The 17636-nt window shown below is 58.3% G+C and carries 13 protein-coding genes; 2 read left to right on the top strand and 11 right to left on the bottom strand.

Annotation, left to right across the window (positions count from 1 at the left end):
- Positions 1-25 precede the first annotated feature (25 nt).
- Positions 26-1567, top strand: a complete 1542-nt coding sequence (locus CLV84_RS14785; RefSeq protein WP_104420551.1) for a cryptochrome/photolyase family protein — start codon at positions 26-28, stop codon at positions 1565-1567.
- Here CLV84_RS14785 and CLV84_RS14780 read toward each other — a convergent pair.
- Positions 1562-4357: an MSEP-CTERM sorting domain-containing protein gene (locus CLV84_RS14780; protein WP_104420550.1), complete on the bottom strand. Its 2796-nt coding sequence runs from the start codon at positions 4355-4357 to the stop codon at positions 1562-1564. The two genes, CLV84_RS14785 and CLV84_RS14780, sit on opposite strands and share 6 nt — an antisense overlap.
- Complete coding sequence (xrtK, locus tag CLV84_RS14775) at positions 4350-4859, bottom strand: exosortase K (protein WP_104420549.1); 510 nt, start codon at positions 4857-4859, stop codon at positions 4350-4352. The genes CLV84_RS14780 and xrtK overlap by 8 nt, the downstream gene beginning before the upstream one ends.
- Positions 4860-5086: 227 nt before the next feature.
- On the opposite strand from xrtK, the gene sucC reads away from it, so the two are divergent.
- Positions 5087-6289 (top strand): ADP-forming succinate--CoA ligase subunit beta, encoded by a 1203-nt coding sequence (gene sucC, locus CLV84_RS14770; RefSeq protein WP_104420548.1) that lies wholly within the window; start codon positions 5087-5089, stop codon positions 6287-6289.
- A gap of 78 nt (positions 6290-6367) precedes the next feature.
- Here sucC and CLV84_RS14765 read toward each other — a convergent pair whose 3' ends face one another.
- From CLV84_RS14765 to CLV84_RS14725, 9 genes are all read right to left on the bottom strand, one after another.
- Positions 6368-7384, bottom strand: a complete 1017-nt coding sequence (locus CLV84_RS14765; protein WP_104420547.1) for a hypothetical protein — start codon at positions 7382-7384, stop codon at positions 6368-6370.
- 27 nt (positions 7385-7411) lie between these two features.
- Positions 7412-8083, bottom strand: coding sequence for a hypothetical protein (locus CLV84_RS14760; RefSeq protein WP_104420546.1), 672 nt, complete (start codon positions 8081-8083; stop codon positions 7412-7414).
- A 57-nt stretch (positions 8084-8140) separates the two neighbouring features.
- Positions 8141-11644, bottom strand: a complete 3504-nt coding sequence (locus tag CLV84_RS14755) for a pyruvate carboxylase (RefSeq protein ID WP_104420545.1) — start codon at positions 11642-11644, stop codon at positions 8141-8143.
- A gap of 364 nt (positions 11645-12008) precedes the next feature.
- Positions 12009-12497 carry a phosphoribosyltransferase family protein gene (locus tag CLV84_RS14750; protein WP_104420544.1) on the bottom strand — a complete coding sequence of 163 codons (489 nt, stop codon included), beginning with the start codon at positions 12495-12497 and terminating at the stop codon, positions 12009-12011.
- Between the two features lie 24 nt (positions 12498-12521).
- Positions 12522-14798 (bottom strand): glycogen debranching protein GlgX, encoded by a 2277-nt coding sequence (gene glgX / locus CLV84_RS14745; RefSeq protein WP_104420543.1) that lies wholly within the window; start codon positions 14796-14798, stop codon positions 12522-12524.
- 123 nt (positions 14799-14921) lie between these two features.
- Positions 14922-15284: a CoA-binding protein gene (locus tag CLV84_RS14740; protein WP_104420542.1), complete on the bottom strand. Its 363-nt coding sequence runs from the start codon at positions 15282-15284 to the stop codon at positions 14922-14924.
- Between the two features lie 201 nt (positions 15285-15485).
- The gene (locus CLV84_RS14735) at positions 15486-16133 is read right to left on the bottom strand and encodes a MarC family NAAT transporter (RefSeq protein WP_104420541.1); all 648 of its coding nucleotides are present in this window, start codon (positions 16131-16133) and stop codon (positions 15486-15488) included.
- A gap of 34 nt (positions 16134-16167) precedes the next feature.
- Positions 16168-16461: a hypothetical protein gene (locus CLV84_RS14730; protein ID WP_104420540.1), complete on the bottom strand. Its 294-nt coding sequence runs from the start codon at positions 16459-16461 to the stop codon at positions 16168-16170.
- A gap of 2 nt (positions 16462-16463) precedes the next feature.
- A complete protein-coding gene (locus tag CLV84_RS14725) occupies positions 16464-17636 on the bottom strand; it encodes a thiolase family protein (RefSeq protein WP_104420539.1) in 1173 nt (390 codons plus the stop codon).

The following is a 17636-nucleotide window of genomic DNA, read 5'->3' as shown; positions in this document are numbered from 1 at the left end:
ACTGTTAGGCCGCAAACCATGTCTGATGCCTTACACCCGCCTGCGCCTCATTCTGGGCGATCAACTTAACGAAAACCATTCCTGGTTCTCGGAGACCGACGACCGGACGTTGTACTGCCTGTTCGAAACCCACTCGGAAGCCACCTACTGCGAACACCACATCCAGAAGATCACGGGCTTCTTCCTGGCCATGCGTGCCTTCGCGGATCGACTGCGAGCACTGGGCCACGCGGTGTACTACCGGACCCTCGACGAGACCCGCACGGACGGGCTGGAGACCATTACCGATTGCGTCAGCCAGGCCATGCAACACCATGGTACGGAAGTATTTGCATACCAGCTACCCGACGAATGGCGGCTGGACCAGGAGTTGAAAGCATTCTCGGAAAAAGTTGGAGGAGTATCGTGCGATACGGAGCATTTTATGTCGACCCGCAACGACGTGGCCGATCTCTTCCGGGACAAGCAGACTTACCTCATGGAGACTTTCTACCGGGAAATGCGGCAGCGCCACCGGGTACTGATGGACGCCAACGGGGAGCCGGTCACCGGTCAGTGGAATCACGACCACGCCAATCGCGGCAGCTTACCGAAGGAGATCGTCTTTCCCGAGCCTACCGTTTTCGCGCGGGACGCCACTGAAATCGTATCCATGATCCGGTCCCACGATATTCCCACCATGGGGCGGATGGCGGATGAACGGTTCACCTACCCCGTCACCCGGGAAGAATGCCTCAAAGCCCTGCATGATTTCTGCGACAACCGCCTACAACACTTTGGTACGTACCAGGATGCGATGACGGAGGCGGACCCATTGCTGTACCACGCCAATCTCAGTTTTGCCATGAATACCAAGCTGCTCTCCCCCCGGGAGGTGATCGACGCGGCGATAGCGGCCTGGGAGCGGGACCCCGAGCAGATCTCCTTCAACCAAGTGGAGGGCTTCGTCCGCCAGATCATCGGCTGGCGGGAGTACATGCGCGGCGTGTACTGGGCCCAAATGCCCGCCTTCGAGACCGTCAACAGCCTCCAGCACGACCGTGCGCTGCCCAGCTGGTACTGGACCGGCGACACCAAGATGAACTGCCTGCGCCACGCCATTAACCAAAGCCTCGACCGCGCCTACGCTCACCACATCCAGCGGCTCATGGTAACCGGCAACTTCGCCCTCATTTACGGCGCTCATCCGGATGCCGTGGATGCCTGGTACCTAGGGGTTTACATCGACGCAATTCAGTGGGTGGAGATCACCAACACCCGGGGCATGAGCCAGCGGGCCGACGGCGGCCTCATTGCCACCAAACCCTACTGCAGCAGCGCCAACTACATCAACAAGATGAGTGATTACTGCAAGAATTGCCACTACTCGCCCACCAAACGCACTGGGGAGAAAAGCTGCCCCTTCAACAGCCTGTACTGGGACTTTCTCGACCGCCACCGGGAGCGCTTCGCGGGCAACTACCGCATGAAGTTCATGTACGCCACGTGGGAAAAGAAGGGCGCGGAGCAGCAGGCGGAGATCCTGGAACGGGCGGCGTGGGTGAAGGCGCACGTGGAGGAGCTATGAGGTTTTGCGCCGGAGCGCGGGAGAAAAGTACCAAAGTAGCGGTAAGCAGAGTGGCAACAACCACCATCCCGGCTCGGACATTGCCGTGACCTCTTCCAAGTCCAAGCGCGGGTCGGCGGACAGGATCTGTACTTGCTTACGGCGCAGCGCCTCCTCCTGGGCCGCATTTTCCAACACCAGGAACGCGGTTGTCGGCATGAGCACACCGCTGCGAAAGCTTCCCCGTACTTCCTTTAGCCATTCCGGCCTACCGGTTCGGCCCGACCTGCGATTCCGGAGATAGTCCGCGTACTGTTCCATAGCCCCGGTCCAGACGCCGTTTGGGTTTGGGGCTGCCGGCTCAGGGTCCGTAGTGAGCACTATTTCGGGCTTATTGTCCATCCGTAACCATGCCATCGGCGCGGTGGCAGTTGGAAAGGCATACGCCGTGATTGGCTTAGGTAGAGGGACGTAATTGGATGGATCCCGGTCCGCTACGCCATCTTCGTAGGACACGGTAAGCCGGCCTTCCGATCCCAAGTCGTACACTTTCGGATCGAAGGGTACACCCGCGGCGTATATACTTAGATCGTCGTCCAGCACGGGGTCTTCCCCGACAATAATAACAACGGGATAGGTGCGGGAGGAGCCGGTGACGTTGCCGAAAATCCGATCTACCGCGCGTTGCGCGAAAAAGCCCCCCGCCGGTGTACCGTGCAGTTGCTGTTCCCATTCATGCCGGTAGCTCATCTGCCGGACGTAGGTGCCGCACACATTGACAATGGGTTCCGGGAAATCGCTTGGCAAATCCCCCGTGAATTGGTGGATTCGCTCGATCAATTCCGCTTCGGCTTCGGGACTTCGGTGGGAAGCGTCCAGGACAAAATGGATTTGGGGAAGTAACCGCACCGCGGGCAGCGATGCCTTGAACGAAGCCGGCAGGTAGCAACCACCGGCAAAGGTTACCGGATCGGCCCGAGCCCTTGCCGTTTCTATTCCCAGCATCGTAGTTTTACCATCAATCTGGAGGTTCACGGGGTCCCGGTGGCGAACCCTAAAGCCCGTTCGCCGTACGTCTCCCCTCCTAAAGGGGTACACACTAAGCCTGATTCGATCGGCTCCCTCGTACCGCAGCAGACCGGGATCGCGCTGGGTTCCAACGACCTGATTATATACCCAGGTCGCCACGCCGCGCTCGCTGAGTAGACCGTGCTTTTTCCGTTCGCCGACGTAGAGGTAGTAGTCATCGATGAAGCATCCGGGGGGCAGGTCAAAGCGAACGGCATACTCCCCGAGGTTGCCGTGGAGGGTATCGGCCGCTACTTCCAGGTGTACCCACGAAGTCCACGTTTCGGTCCCGGCGTCCCAGCTGCTTTCCGAGGAAAGATCTATCAATTCGGTGTTTTGACTACTGTTCCGGTCTGGCGTTCGCGACGATACGTCGTATCCGGTACCGAGATAGACCCGGCTCAGCCTATCCAGTTTATCGTTCGAAAGGGTCAGGTTGTCAAGCACCAGCCAGGCGTAGTACTGCGAGAGGTACGGCATTTTCTCATTCCCCATGAATGCGCCTTCACTCTTGCGGTGTAAGCTGATGTTATGGATTACGCGTTCCACCGCCCGGGGATCTATTTCTACCTCCTGATTAACGGGACTATACACGTAATCCAGGGCTTCTTGTAAAATGTATCGGTCCGCCCGGTAAGCCACCGTAATACCGCCGGGCAGCAGGCAGCACAGCACCAGGCCCGCGGCTAACAGGTACCGCGGATTGATGTGGCGGACTAAATACGCATAATCACCCTTAAGGAAACGAAGCTGCACCGGTAACATCATCAGGGGCACCAACATCAATAAGCCCGCTCCGTAGTAAACCGTAGCCAACACCGCAAGCGGGACAAAGGGCAGAAAAACCAGCACGAAATAGAGTAGAAAGGGAAGACCGGAACAACCGGCTGCAAACAGTACGGCTCGGTAACCGAGCATGTCGCGGCGGGGCAGGCAACAGTAAATTCCGTTCAGCGCTGCCAGGCTGTAGAAGAGCGGATGTCCGAAATTGCCGAACACCCCTTCCGGACTGGTTACATCCATGTTGAACAGGCTGGAGTTATTGAGCACCAGCCCGATCAGCGGACAACAAACCGTAAGAAGAAAGCGAAAAGCGAGATGGCCCCTGACCGACCACCATTCTCGATTGCGTCCCAGCAAATAGACCGCCCGCAAAACGAAGAAGACGAATACGGTCGAGAAGACGACGGCGATAATGGTCGCTACCTGTTCCGGCAGTACGTCATGCAGCGGATGTACGGCCGGAACCACCACGGTAGCGAACACGTACAACATCAGGGGCATGAAGAGGGCAGCAATAAAGTTCGGCCACGCGCTGTAGGAGCGATCCGCGCGGGTACTCAGATGAATAGCTGCGAACAGGGTGTATACCAGGGCCGGCATTAAGAAAGTCGGCACGTAGAGCGTAGCTCGGTCATCCAACAGCCAATTAGGCACGTCGACCGGAAACAAATCATCCAGCGCCGCAACGGTCCAACTACCGTACGAAACCACCGAAGTAAATAAAACGGCAAGGTGAAGTATACCGATTCGTTTGCCAGCGGCGTCCAGCGCTACCGAGCCGCCAAAGGCAACGAAAATCAAGGCAAACAACGCCCCGCCTTGCTGATGCCAGTACCCCTGTTGGTGGGCCTGCAACAGACTTTCAATGAGGGTATACTGGTAATACCCCAGGCACCAAAGCCCTAACAGGGGCACCACGGCTACGCCCCATAAGCAGCGCGGGTCAAGTAATTTATGCATGCTTAGCTTGTCGGCGGATGGCGGCGTACCGCAGGATCAATCCGGTGAGAAAAAGGAAAACCAGATAGACGAATGCCCCGAGCGCGACGTGTAAACTCCCGGCGGCGAAATCTTTGAAGCCTAAGCGGGTGAAGGTGACCAAGGCTACGATCCGGGACGAATTTGCCAGAACGGTAAGCGGCCAGGCAAGCAGAGGTGCAATCACTAGTTGCGACCACCACCTGGTGTAGGCCAAGGGTGACAGGGCGAAGAGCAAACAGGCCATCAGAAAAAAATTGAAGCCGGCACAGCCAGCGTTCAGTACGAAATTGTCCGAAGGATGATGGAAGCCCAAATCATTCACCCACTGCCCAGGGCTGTTCAGGGTTAGGGAAACCAACTCATGAATCGGGCGCAATAACCAGGATAACTCGTCCGCACCTGCCTGCCGGTACCAGAATTTACCCACCGCATACCCGATAAATGGCAGACTAAACCTCCAGATCTTTTTCCAGTCTATCATGATCAAATATAAAAAAGTACTTTTAAAAATAAAGTGTCCTTTTACTTTATCGTTCCTCTTTTCACTTAGCGCTCCATTTGCCAGCGGCTTCCCGCCATCCTTACAGACTATAACATACAAACCATGACCCAAATCCGCTGTCGACCTACTTTAACCTACACGCTACCCATTCCCTACCGCTCCCCTAACTTTTTCCTACCTTCACGACCCAGCAAAATATAGCCAAAATGAACCTCCACGAATACCAGGGCAAGTCCATCCTCAGTAAGCACGGCGTACCGATCCAGAACGGCTACGCGGCCGATACGGTAGACGAAGCCATGTCCAAGTACGACCAGCTCGCCAAGGAAACCGGCAGCCCCTTTGCCGTAGTCAAAGCCCAAATCCACGCCGGCGGACGCGGCAAAGGCGGCGGGGTGAAGCTGGCCAAGAACCGCGACGAAGCCAAGCAGCACATCTCCAATATCCTGGGGATGCAGCTCAAGACGCCCCAAACGCCCGGCGGCATGGAAGGCCCCGGCAAGCAGGTCAACAAGGTGCTCGTAGCCGAAGACGCCTACGCCCCCGACTTTGACGCCAACAAGGAATACTACGTTTCCATCCTCATGGACCGCGAGCGCAAGCAAAACGTCATCATCCACTCCACCCAGGGTGGTATGGACATCGAGGCCGTAGCCGAGGAAACGCCCCACCTCGTCCATAAGACGTACATCGACCCCGAACTGGGTATGCAGGGCTTCGACGCCCGCGAAGTGGCCTTCAACCTCGGACTGGAAGGCACCGCCTTCAAGAACATGACCAAGTTCATTGCCAAGCTGTACCAGGCCTACTTGAGTGCCGACGCCAGCCTGATCGAGATCAACCCCTGCCTGCACACCGGCGACGACCGCATCGTAGCCGTCGACTGCAAGTTCAGCGTCGACGACAACGCCCTATACCGCCACAAGGACATCGCCGAAATGCGCGATACCACCGAGGAAGACGCCACCGAAGTCGAAGCCCAGAGCTACGGCCTTAACTTCGTCAATCTCGACGGCAACGTAGGCTGCATGGTCAACGGTGCCGGTCTGGCCATGGCCACGATGGACATCATCAAGCTTTCCGGTGGCGAGCCCGCTAACTTCCTCGACGTAGGGGGTACGGCCGACGCCGCCCGGGTAGAGCAGGCCTTCCGGATTATCCTACGCGACGACCGCGTCAAGGCCATCCTGATCAACATCTTTGGCGGCATCGTCCGCTGCGACCGCGTCGCTCAGGGCGTCGTGGATGCCTACCAGAACATCGGCGACATCAAGGTGCCCATCATCGTGCGCCTGCAGGGCACAAATGCCGACATCGCCAAGGAGCTGATCGACAACTCCGGTCTGAACGTCCGCTCCGCCATCTCGCTGGAGGATGCGGCTAATGAAGTAAAGAAGGTACTTTCATAACTTATTAAAGATTCAACCTACGAAAAGGGCTGCCGGCATCTGATGCGGTAGCCCTTTCTCTTTTGCCTATTTACGGAGTTACGGAGTAAATGCACTACCGGGAAAAAGGCAGTGAAATAAAGCCAGCTCACGATCAAAGAGTCCGGGAGTACTGGCAAAAATTTCTAGGTGGGATTGTAGCTGCGCAGCATACAGATACTCGAACCACTCATATTCCGCGTACACCAGTAGGTTAGCGAACGTAGGGCGAATCTTGGCCGCTTGCTCGGAACAACTATCCACGCCCTGCCGAGATGATCCAGCAGCCTCGTAGGTGGCCTGGATTTGCTGAGTTACGTCAGCACGCAAGGACATGTAGGCACTCCAGAATCGCCCGTGAAAGGCGTTCTCCGACTCAGGAAGCTGGGAGGAAAAGGCTCGAAGAACTAGCGCATCTTTTCGTTTCTGGGTCAGCTCGGAGAAGAGGTCCCCGTCGTGCGACATTCCGCTTAGTGCATGAAGCATACGATGGGTCATTCGTTCGCGGTAGGGAGCGTCAACATCCTCTCTCCCATCGGTGGACTCGTAGTAGCCAAGCTGGTCGGTCACCCACAGGAAAGTAATTGCGTGCAGATCCGCATCGGGTTGGTTTAGTTCATCCCCGTAGCGATCGGCGATTTGTATTGCATGGTTGGCGGGGGAAGTCGACGTAAAGGCGTCGTAGACTAACTGCGCCGTAGTAGCGGGATGGCGTTCGTACGATACGGATAGCTGGCTGTCGTCCGTTGTGAGCCGCCAATCTAGGACCACGCTTATATCGTTATCCTGCCCTACGAATACCTCGGTGAAAAATCGCTTGTTACTGACCGGATGGTAAAAGGACAGGGAAACCCAGGCTACCCGCTCATCTCGAAAAAGCTCTATTAACTCATCGGCCGCGCCAGTCAACTCCAGTACCGACCAGTCGTCCATTAACCGATCGCTAAACTCCACCCGGTACCGCAGCGTCCCATCGGGCCCGCTTACCGAAAGCGCGCCGGCAACGAGCGGCCCCGCACTGTGTACTAAAAGGAGTAGAAGGGAGGTGCGACAGAGCAGGGATAAGTGATCGATCATTCCCGTAAGATAGGGGATGATCCAGACTCAATCTTCTTCGCGGATCGGAACAATGATCTCCCGAACCCGTAAACCCAATCCCTGAACCGCCGCCGAATCACTGGAGAGGCGCATGTCCCCGAGTAAGCTATCGGGCAGTCCGCCGCCCACCAGCCGCTCCGGAGCGTAGGTGAGGCGTACGATGAGGTCCTCCAGCTTTCCCCCGTGCCAGTCCACTACCGTACCGGCGTAGTCCCACCCGAAGCCGCTGAACTCAAAGGGCGCCCCGTTCATTTCCCGTAAGTCGTGAAACTCCGTGCCGATGGTCAGCCCAGTAGCCGCATCGTGCCAGTTCGCACGCGGATTGGAGAAGCGAACGCGATCCGGCTGCTTGTCCTCACCCAGCAGGATGAAAAGCTCATCCACGGTGCCGGGGAAAAGCACGTAACCGGGTTCGGTAGTGCCCTCCCCCGCGGGAAGCTTGCGGCTCTCCATCACCCCGCTACCGTAGCGATTCTCAATCTGGGCCACGGGCATACCGGGGGTGATGAGCCCCACGAATTCCCCGGCAGTGAAGCGGCGGTCGGCCTCGGGGGGCGTTTCCGCGTCGTCGTAGGCGTCCTGGTACGGACGGTACAAATTGTCCGTGGGCGGGTCCCCGCTTTCCATGCAGGTGAACACCAGTAACGCAAGCACTATGGTGGCGGTAGCCTTCAGCATGTAGCGGGTTCCTTTACCATTGAGACCGTCGAGCCCCCCGGAAAGTTTAGGCTTCGGTTACCCAATCCGTACTACCAGGTCGTTCGCCTCCACCAGGGTCTTTTCCTTCAGCGGAATGAGGGTCACCTCCCCGTCTACCGGACTGGTAATGGTCGATTCCATCTTCATGGCCTCGATCACGAAGAGCGGATCGCCGGCCTGGACCTCGTCGCCCACCTTTACCAGGATGCGACTTAGGTTGCCCTGCAGCGGACTGCCTACCTCCTTCTCCCCGCCGGCCTTTACGTGGGCGGCCACCTTGCTTTCCAGCGAGCGATCGCGCACCGTAATGCTGCGGGTCTGCCCGTTGAGGCTGAAGAAGACCAGGCGGTTACCGAGCTCGTCGGCGTTGGTCATATTGAGGTACTTGATCGCGATCCGTTTGCCGGCACTTATGCGAACGAGTATCTCCTCGTTGGGCTTGAGGCCGTAGAAGAAAGCGGTGGTGGGCAGGTTGGCTACTTCCCCGTATTCCTGCTGGAATTCCTTGAAGTCGGCGAAAACCTTCGGGTAAAGCTGCTGGCTGAGTAAGTCCTTAATCGTCGGCTCCTCTTCGAAGTCGGCGCGGTACTGCTCGGCTATGGCGTCGAAGTCTACGGGCTCCAGGTGGGCGTTCGGCCGGTCGGTGTAGGGTTCTTCGCCCTTCAGGACCATTTTCTGCACCTCACGGTCGAAACCACCCTCGATCTGGCCGAGGTCGCCGCGCATGAGGCTCTTTACGCTGTCGGGGAAATCCAGTTTCTGCCCGCGCTCCCGCACGTCCTGCTCGGTGAGCCCGTTGCTGGTCATGAACATGGCCATATCACCCACGACCTTGGAGGACGGCGTCACTTTGACCAGGTTACCGAAAAGCCGGTTCGCGGCGGCGTAGTTCTCGCGGATGGTACTGAACTGCTCCTCCAACCCCAGTCCGCGCGCCTGCGGCCGTAGGTTGGAGTACTGGCCGCCGGGGATCTCGGTGTCGTAGATCGTGGCCGTGCCGGCACGGAGCTCGGTTTCGAAAGGATAGTAATAGTTCCGGACGAGCTCGAAGTAGTCGGCGAATTTGTTCAGCAGCGGCAGGTCCACGGGGTTCTCGCGCTCGTGCCCCTGCATCATGGCTACGATGCTGTTGTAGCCTGGCTGGGAAGTTAGGCCGGACAAGCTATTCAGCGCGACGTCCACCACGTCCACCCCGGAGTTGATGGCCTCCAGGTACGTAGCGCTTTGGATCCCGCTCGTATCGTGGGTGTGAAGGTGGATGGGCAGCGTTGTCTCTTCGCGCAGGGCCGAAATGAGCTCCTTGGCGGCCAGGGGTTTGAGCAGACCGGCCATGTCCTTGATGGCCAGAATGTGCGCACCGGCGCTTTCCAGCCGCTTAGCCAGGTCGATGTAGTATTGAAGGTTGAACTTGGTATTCCCCGGATTGGTCAGGTCGCCGGAATAGCAGATGCAGGCTTCGGCCAGACTATCGGTGTTCTCCCTTACGGTCTTGATCGACACTTCCATGTTCTTCACCCAGTTAAGGGAATCGAAAATCCGGAAAAGGTCGATACCGCCGGCGTAACCCCTTTCCTTCCCATCGGCATCATAGAGCATGGAGCCCCGGGCGGCTTCCTCGATAAACTTGATGATGAGGTTATCGGGATAGGCCTTGTACCCCACCCCGTTGCTGCCGCGCAGCAGCATCTGGAAGATGGTATTCGGAATGGCCGTCCGCAGTTTGCGCAACCGCCGCCACGGGTCTTCCATGAGAAAGCGGAGGGCAACGTCGAAGGTGGCTCCTCCCCATACTTCCATGCTGAAGAGATCGCCGGGCTGGTTGGCCGCGTAGCTGCGGCTTACGTTCAACATGTCGATCATCCGCATGCGGGTGGCCAGCAGGCTCTGGTGGGCGTCGCGGAAGGTAGTGTCCGTGTACTGAATCTTCTTCTCGTTGCGGAGCCAGTCCACGAAACCGTCCCGACCGAGCTCCTTCAGCCGGTCGCGGCTACCCTTCGGCACCTCCGCGTACGGATCGAAAGCCGGCACGACGGGCCGCAGGAAGACCCGACCGGGCTCCTTTTTCTTGCCGACGTCGGGGTTGTCGTTGACGATCACGTCGGCCAGGTAGCGCAGCAGCCGGGTACCCCGGTCGCGGAAATTAGGCAGCTCCATCAGCTCCGGGTGGTCGGGAATGAAGCGGACCGTGGCCTTGCCCTCCTGGAAGTCCTGGTTCTCCAGCAGGTTAAGCAGGAAGCCGATGTTGGTCTTCACGCCCCGTACCCGGAATTCCCGGAGGGCCCGGTGGAGGCGTTCCGCCGCCCCCTTAAGCGTGCGGCCGGAACTGGTGACCTTCACCAGCAGGCTGTCGAAGTAGGGTGAGATGACCGCCCCCGGGAAGGCCGAGCCGGCGTCCAGACGGATGCCCATACCACTGGCCGAGCGGTAGGCGATGAGGGTACCGTAATCGGGCTTGAAGTTGTTCCCCGGGTCCTCCGTGGTCACCCGGCACTGGACGGCGAAACCGTTGGCCTGGATATCCTCCTGGCTGCGAATGAAAATCGTCGGGTGGTCGAGGCGGTAGCCCATGGTGACGAGAAACTGCGTCCGCACCAGGTCGATCCCCGTGATCTCCTCCGTAACGGTATGCTCCACCTGGATGCGCGGATTGACCTCGATGAAGTAGATGGACTCGTCCTGGTCGACCAGGAATTCCACCGTACCGGCGCAGTAGTAGCCCACGGCCTCGCCCAGTTGCAGGGCGTAGGCGTAGAGTTTGTCCTTGGTCTCCCGAGACAGGTTAGCGGCGGGCGCCACCTCGACTACTTTCTGGAAGCGCCGCTGCACGGAACAGTCGCGCTCGAAGAGGTGCACCAGGTTGCCGTGGCGGTCGCCCAGGAGCTGTACTTCGATGTGGCGGGGGTTCTCGATGAATTTTTCGAGGAAGATCGTCCCGTTACCGAAGGCTTTTTCTGCTTCGCTACTGGCATCGACTACTTCCGTGCGGAGTTGCTTTTCATTGCGTACGACCCGCATGCCGCGCCCGCCACCCCCGGCGGCTGCCTTAATGATCACCGGGTAGCCAATGCGTTCGGCTTCCTGTGCCGCTACTTCGGGGTTAGAAATATCCTGGTCGCTATCCTGAATCAACGGAACGCCGACGCGCCGGGCCAGTTCCTTGGCGGCCACTTTATCGCCGAGCTGGTCCATGCTGTCCGGACTGGGACCGACGAACTCGATACCCGCTTCCAGGCAGGCGCGGGCAAAATCGACGTTTTCCGACAGGAAGCCGTAGCCGGGGTGAATGGCATCCACGTTCTTTTGCTTGGCCATTTGGATAATGGCCTTGATGTCGATGTAGGGGCGCAGCGGCTCGTCGTCGGGACCGATCTGATAGCTCTCGTCGGCCTTGTAGCGGTGCAGGCTGTAGCGGTCTTCGTAGGTATAAATGGCCACGGTGCGCATCTGCAGTTCGCTCGCGGCGCGAAGGATGCGGATGGCAATTTCTCCCCGGTTAGCTACCAGGATTTTTTTAAAACGTTTTCTCTTTTGCGTGGCCATAGTTCTCATTTTGGGGCGGGGGAAGATAAGCAGGTCCGCAATACATCGGATGTGGGAAGGGCGGTCGAATACGGGCTATTTTACGATCAGCCCGTCTTTGACACTGGCAAAGTAAAGCTTCCAGGCCAATGGCCGGCCCGCTTCCGCTTATCGGTCGCTGCAATTAGCCAGGGTTCCCCGTCAGTGCTTACGCATAAGCCTACCACATTCGCGCAACCGGTGGGTGAGCCGGTCTTTCCTACCGACCGCTTCTCTCCCGCGCTCCGGCGCCCCGATTTGCCCCTTGCCGGTACCGCGCGCGCAGCAGGGTTGGGCGCCGGAGCGCGGGTGCCAGCATCTTGTCGGATCGGTAGCCCCGGGTAGCTTACTGCAGCAGGGCAGCGTCTTCCTCCCCGAATTCCACAAGAATGTTGTCTCCCAGCGTGGTGGAGAGTACCAGGCCACTGTAGGTCACGTAAATGGGCCATTCCTTGTGCTGTCGGTCCACCAGTACGGCCACCTCGATTTTGCCGGGCAGTACGTCTCTGAGGGCGCCGAGGGCGTAAAACAGCGTTCGGCCGGTGTTGGCTACGTCGTCTACGACCAGCACCGGCTTCCCGTTCAGCTCCTGCACGTCGTGGTCCGGTATCGTGGCGCCGTCGAGGGGCTTACGGGGGTCGATGCGCAGATTCCAGAGGTGGAGGGGTGACTGCGAAAGCGTTCGCAGCCCCCCGGCCAGCCTACGGGCCAGCTCCATACCCCGGTTATTGACACCTAGGATGTACAACTCGGTTTCGGCCGTGTTGTGTTCCAGGATTTCCATGGCAAGGCGGGTGACCTTGGCGTCGATCTGACGGTGAGTCAGTAGTTGCATATGCGGCTGGTTTGGACGTCCGGTTTACTCCTGGATCATCTGCAGCAATTTACGCACCTGTTCGACAATCGTTACTTTCCGTTGACCGGCGGCGTTGCGGTTGGCGCGACGAAGTTTGAGGCGGAAGGTGTAGAGGCTGCGGGGACCCAGCAGGAACGGTTCGTCGGCGATGTAATCACCGGGTTTGGGAATGTCGCTGGTGTGGGTATCTACCAACAGCTCCCAGCGAGTGAATTCCTTGACGCCGGGAAGGGTGAATTCCACGCCTTCCCAGTAGGCATTCAGGATCACGAGGAAGATGTCGTCCTTGATCCGCTTACCCCGTTCGTCGTATTCGTCCATGCCTTCGCCGTTGAGGATCATGCCCAGACAGAGCTGATTGCCATCGTTCCAGTTCGCATCGGTCATTTCGTGGCCGGATGGATTGAGCCAGAGGATATCCCCGATGTGGGAATCGTGGATCTTCAGGCCGCTAAAGAAACGCCGCCGGTGGAAAACGGGGTTTTCCCTTCGCAGGGTGATGAGGTAGCGGGTAAAATCGTGGAGCGCCTGTTGATCCTCCGTCCAGTCCCAGTCGAACCAGCTGATGGGGTTGTCCTGGCAGTAGGCGTTGTTGTTGCCGAGCTGGGTACGGCCGTACTCATCGCCCATGCAAATCATCGGCACGCCCTGGCTGAAGAGCAGGGTAGCCAGTTGGTTGCGTTGCATCCGCAGGCGCAACTTGTTGATTTCCGGATCATCGGTTTCCCCCTCTACGCCGCAGTTCCAGCTTTCGTTGTGGGTTTCGCCGTCGCGGTTGTCCTCTTGATTGGCCAGGTTATGCTTTTCGTTGTAGCTGTAGAGGTCCCGCAGCGTAAAGCCGTCGTGGGCGGTCACGAAGTTGATGCTGGCAGCCGGGCGGCGGCCGCTCAGTTCGTAAAGATCACTACTGCCCGTAAGCCGGAAAGCCATATCGGCCACGCCGCGGGAATCTCCCTTCCAGAAGGCCCGGGCGTCGTCGCGGTATTTTCCGTTCCATTCGGACCAGAGTACGGGGAAGGCCCCGACTTGGTAGCCTCCCGGTCCGACGTCCCAGGGTTCGGCGATCAGTTTTACCTGGCTGATGATCGGATCCTGGTGAATGGTGTCGAGGAAGGTGCTCAGTTTGCCTACTTCGTAGAGTCCGCGGGCGAGGGCACTGGCGAGGTCGAAGCGGAAGCCGTCGACGTGCATCTCGGTGACCCAGTAGCGGAGGCTGTCCATAACGAGCTGGAGCGAGCGGTTGTGGACCATATTGACCGTATTGCCGGTGCCGGTATAGTCCATGTAATACTGCTTGTCGTCCTCCACGAGCCGGTAATAGGCCTGGTTGTCCAGTCCCTTCATGCCCAGCATGGGGCCGAAGTGGTTGCCTTCCGCCGTATGGTTGTAAACGACATCCAGGATGACTTCCAGTCCCGCCTTGTGCAGGGTCTTGACCATGTCCTTGAACTCGATGACCTGCTCGCCTGCCCGCCCGGAAGAGGCATAATCGGCGTGAGGGGCGAAGAAACTCTGGGAGTTGTACCCCCAGTAGTTGCGGAGGCCCTTATCGATCAGGTGGCTATCTTGGACAAAGTGATGCACCGGCATAAGCTCTACCGCCGTGACGCCGAGATTTTTGAGGTAGGCGATCGTGGCGGGGTGGGCCAGGCCGGCGTACGTTCCCCGCAATTCCTCGGGGATATCGGGATGCTGTTGGGTCAGTCCCTTGACGTGCATTTCGTAAATGACGGTCTCGTGCATCGGCGTTTCCAGGCGAACGTCCCCTTCCCAATCATAGGCAGGGTCGATGACGACCCCTTTGGTGATGTAGGGCGCGCTGTCCTGCTCGTCCATCGTGAGGTAGCGCTTTGGATCGTCGCTTTTGATGGGATAGGGAAAAACGGCCGGGTGCCAGTCGATCGTACCGTCGATCGCCTTGGTGTAGGGATCGATGAGCAGCTTGTTGGGGTTGAAAAGATTGCCGTTTTTGGGGTTCCATTCACCGAAGGCGCGGAAGCCATACCGCCATCCGGTTTCCAACTGGGGAATGAAACAGTGCCAGACCTGATCGGTCTGCTCCATCATCTGGATGCGGTATTCTTCCTTGTTGGGACTCTCCCGACGGAACAGGCACAGATCCATGCGGGTGGCCCGCTCGCTGAACACGGCGAAGTTCACCCCCGCAGGTGACCAGGTAGCGCCAAGGGGATAGGGTCTGCCGGGCCACACTTCGATGTCCTCGAACCTTCCGTATGGTTTTCGCTCCTGTAGGGTGGCGATTGATTTTTCGTTTGTCATGTAAAGGGTTCACGACCGTCCGCTGTCCGGACAGTTATTGTGAATTTTGTTCTATAAATGGGGGTCCTATGCTTAACCGCCCGATCGTCCAGGCGTTCGTTCCGCAGTTCGTCAATCTACCGTTTAGTAGGCGTCGGCCGCCAGCATAACCAGCGTACAGCCGGTTACCGTCTCAATTCCGTTTGCCTTCGCCAGTCGCATCAGTTCGGGATTCTCCGTACCGGGATTGAAAATGATGCGGCGGGGCGCTACCCGCAACAACCAGTCGTAATACTCGGGTTGGTGCTTCGGGCCGATGTAAAGGGTTACGGTATCGACTTCGGAGACGTCCGGTTTACCGTGCAGGATATCCCTTCCCTGCAGCTGTCCCGACTTGATGCCCACCGGGATGATCTCGTGACCATGACGGACGAGTCGCTCGGCGGCAGCGTACGCATAGCGGGTTGGATTCGGGGTCGCCCCTAATATTAAAGTGCTGTTGTTCAAAACAATCGATTTCGTAAGGGGGTGATTTCAGCCGACTGCACTTCGGCGAATAATGGGTACACGCGACCGGCAGCTAAGGTTCCCTAACCCGGCATAGGGCCCGGTCGACTACCTACGAGTAGAAACTGAGTCCCGCCTATCTTGGTTCTAGCCAGGGATTCTAATCCTTATGAAATTCCATATACTTAGGTGGCCACCCGCCTAGCGCATGGCTTCCACCTGGGGCCAAATATCGCCGATTAAGCTCAACAGCCCGAATAGCAGCAATTGGATCCCGATGGCCATTACCAGGAATCCCATGATGCGGCTCAGGGCGGATAAACCCGCGCGCCCCAGCAGGCGGAACAATAGCGGGGCATAGTACAGGGTGATAAAAACAAGCAGGGCCATTACGGCGACCACCCCGACGATCAACGTGCTCCGCTCCCACCCCTGCTGACCGGCGGAAAGCCCGATCAATAGCGAAATGCTACCCGGTCCGGAAAGCATCGGCATGGCCATGGGCGTAAAGCTGATATCCTCCTTCGTGTAGGCTTCTTCCTCGATTTCGTGGGTGATCCGGCGGCGCTCCGCCTTACTATTGAGTAAGCCGTAGCCACTGTTCACGATAATCAGTCCACCGGCGATCCGCAGGGCGTTAAGGGAGATACCGAAAAATTCCAGGATAACGCTTCCGGCAAAGAAGAAAACGACCAGAATCATCATGAAGTACAGTGCCGTCCTACGCGCCGTTTGCGACCGTTCGGAATGATTGTAATCATTCGTCAACGTCAGGTACATCGGTACGGCGCCAAACGGATTGACAACCGAAAACAGGGAGCCAAGGGTGGCAAAGAAGAAGCTAATCATGGTCCGGAGAACACACCGGAAACGGGGGAGTTTCCTACTGCTTCCCCCGCCACTCCAGTGATTTCCGGTTCATGATTTCGCAGCACTGTCGGTCGGCCATCAGTTGATTTCCGAGGTGGATAGCGCGGCGCAATTGCGTTTCGTCCAATTGATGGATGGCGGGCTTTTTATTGTCCAGCGCCGCCTGCCACTTTTTTTGAAATAAGTGATCGTACACTACCCGTAGGAAGCAATGGTTCCGGTAAATGGGATATCCACCCGCCCGGGCAACCGCGGGGAACTGCCGATTGGCCATGTCCATCAGTTCCTGGCGGAGGACTTCCCGCACCCCTAGAGCCGCTCGTAAATCCCGGCGATGCCCTGGCCGCCGCCCACGCAGGCGGTCACCATTCCGTAGCGGAGGTCGCGGCGTTTCATTTCGTCCAGCAACTGGATAGAGAGCTTAGCGCCCGTGCAACCCAGTGGGTGGCCGAGCGCGATGGCCCCGCCGTTGACATTGACGATCTCCGGATCCAGTCCGACTTCCCGGATGACGGCCAGGGATTGCGTAGCGAAGGCTTCGTTCAGCTCCACCAGCTGGATGTCCTCCAGTTTCAGTCCGGCCTGTTTGAGCGCCTTGGGAATGGCTACGCAGGGACCGATACCCATGTACAGCGGATCCACCCCGCCAACGGCACAGCTAACCAGGCGAGCCACGGGCTCCAGATTGAGTTGCTTGACCATCTCCCCGCTCATCACGATGACGAAGGCCACCCCGTCGCTGGTCTGGCTGGAGTTTCCGGCCGTCACGACACCGTCTTTCTGGAAAACGGAACGGAGTTTGCCCAAGGCTTCCATGCTGGTGCCGCGGCGGACGCCCTCGTCCTGGGCAACGGTATGTGAGCTGGTCTGCCGCTTACCGTCCTTGACGAATACCTCTTCGACTTCGATCGGCACGATCTGGTCCGCGAACAGCCCCTCGTCGATCGCCTTGGCGGCCCGTTCGTGGCTCCGCACGCTGAAGCGGTCGGCTTCCTCGCGGGTGACGTTGTACTTCTTGGCAACGGCTTCGGCCGTGATGCCCATGCTGACGACATAGTCCGGGGTATCCTTGGCGACCTCATAGCTGGGCGCCAATTTGTACCCCGTCATCGGGATATGGCTCATGCTTTCGGCGCCGCCGGCTACGAAGCATTCTCCCATCCCGGCCTGGACCTTGGCTACGGCCATGGCAATGGTTTCCAGGCCGCTGGCACAGTAGCGGTTGACCGTCACGCCGGGCACGGACTTGCCCAGCGCCCGTAAACTGATCTGCCGGCCGACCTGCAGGCCTTGTTCCCCTTCCGGGTTGGCGCAGCCTACCAGTACGTCGTCCACGATTTTCGGGTCGATCGCTTCGTTCCGGTTGAATAATTCCTTGATGACCCGTACGGCCAGATCGTCGGAACGAAAATTCTTAAATCCGCCCCGGCCGGCTTTACCCACGGCGGAGCGAAGTCCGGTTACTATATATGCTTCTTTCAT

Origin of the sequence: Neolewinella xylanilytica (genome assembly GCF_002934605.1) — a bacterium.
Classification (GTDB): Bacteria; Bacteroidota; Bacteroidia; order Chitinophagales; family Saprospiraceae; genus Neolewinella; species Neolewinella xylanilytica.
This window is presented reverse-complemented; position numbering and strand designations above follow the sequence as displayed.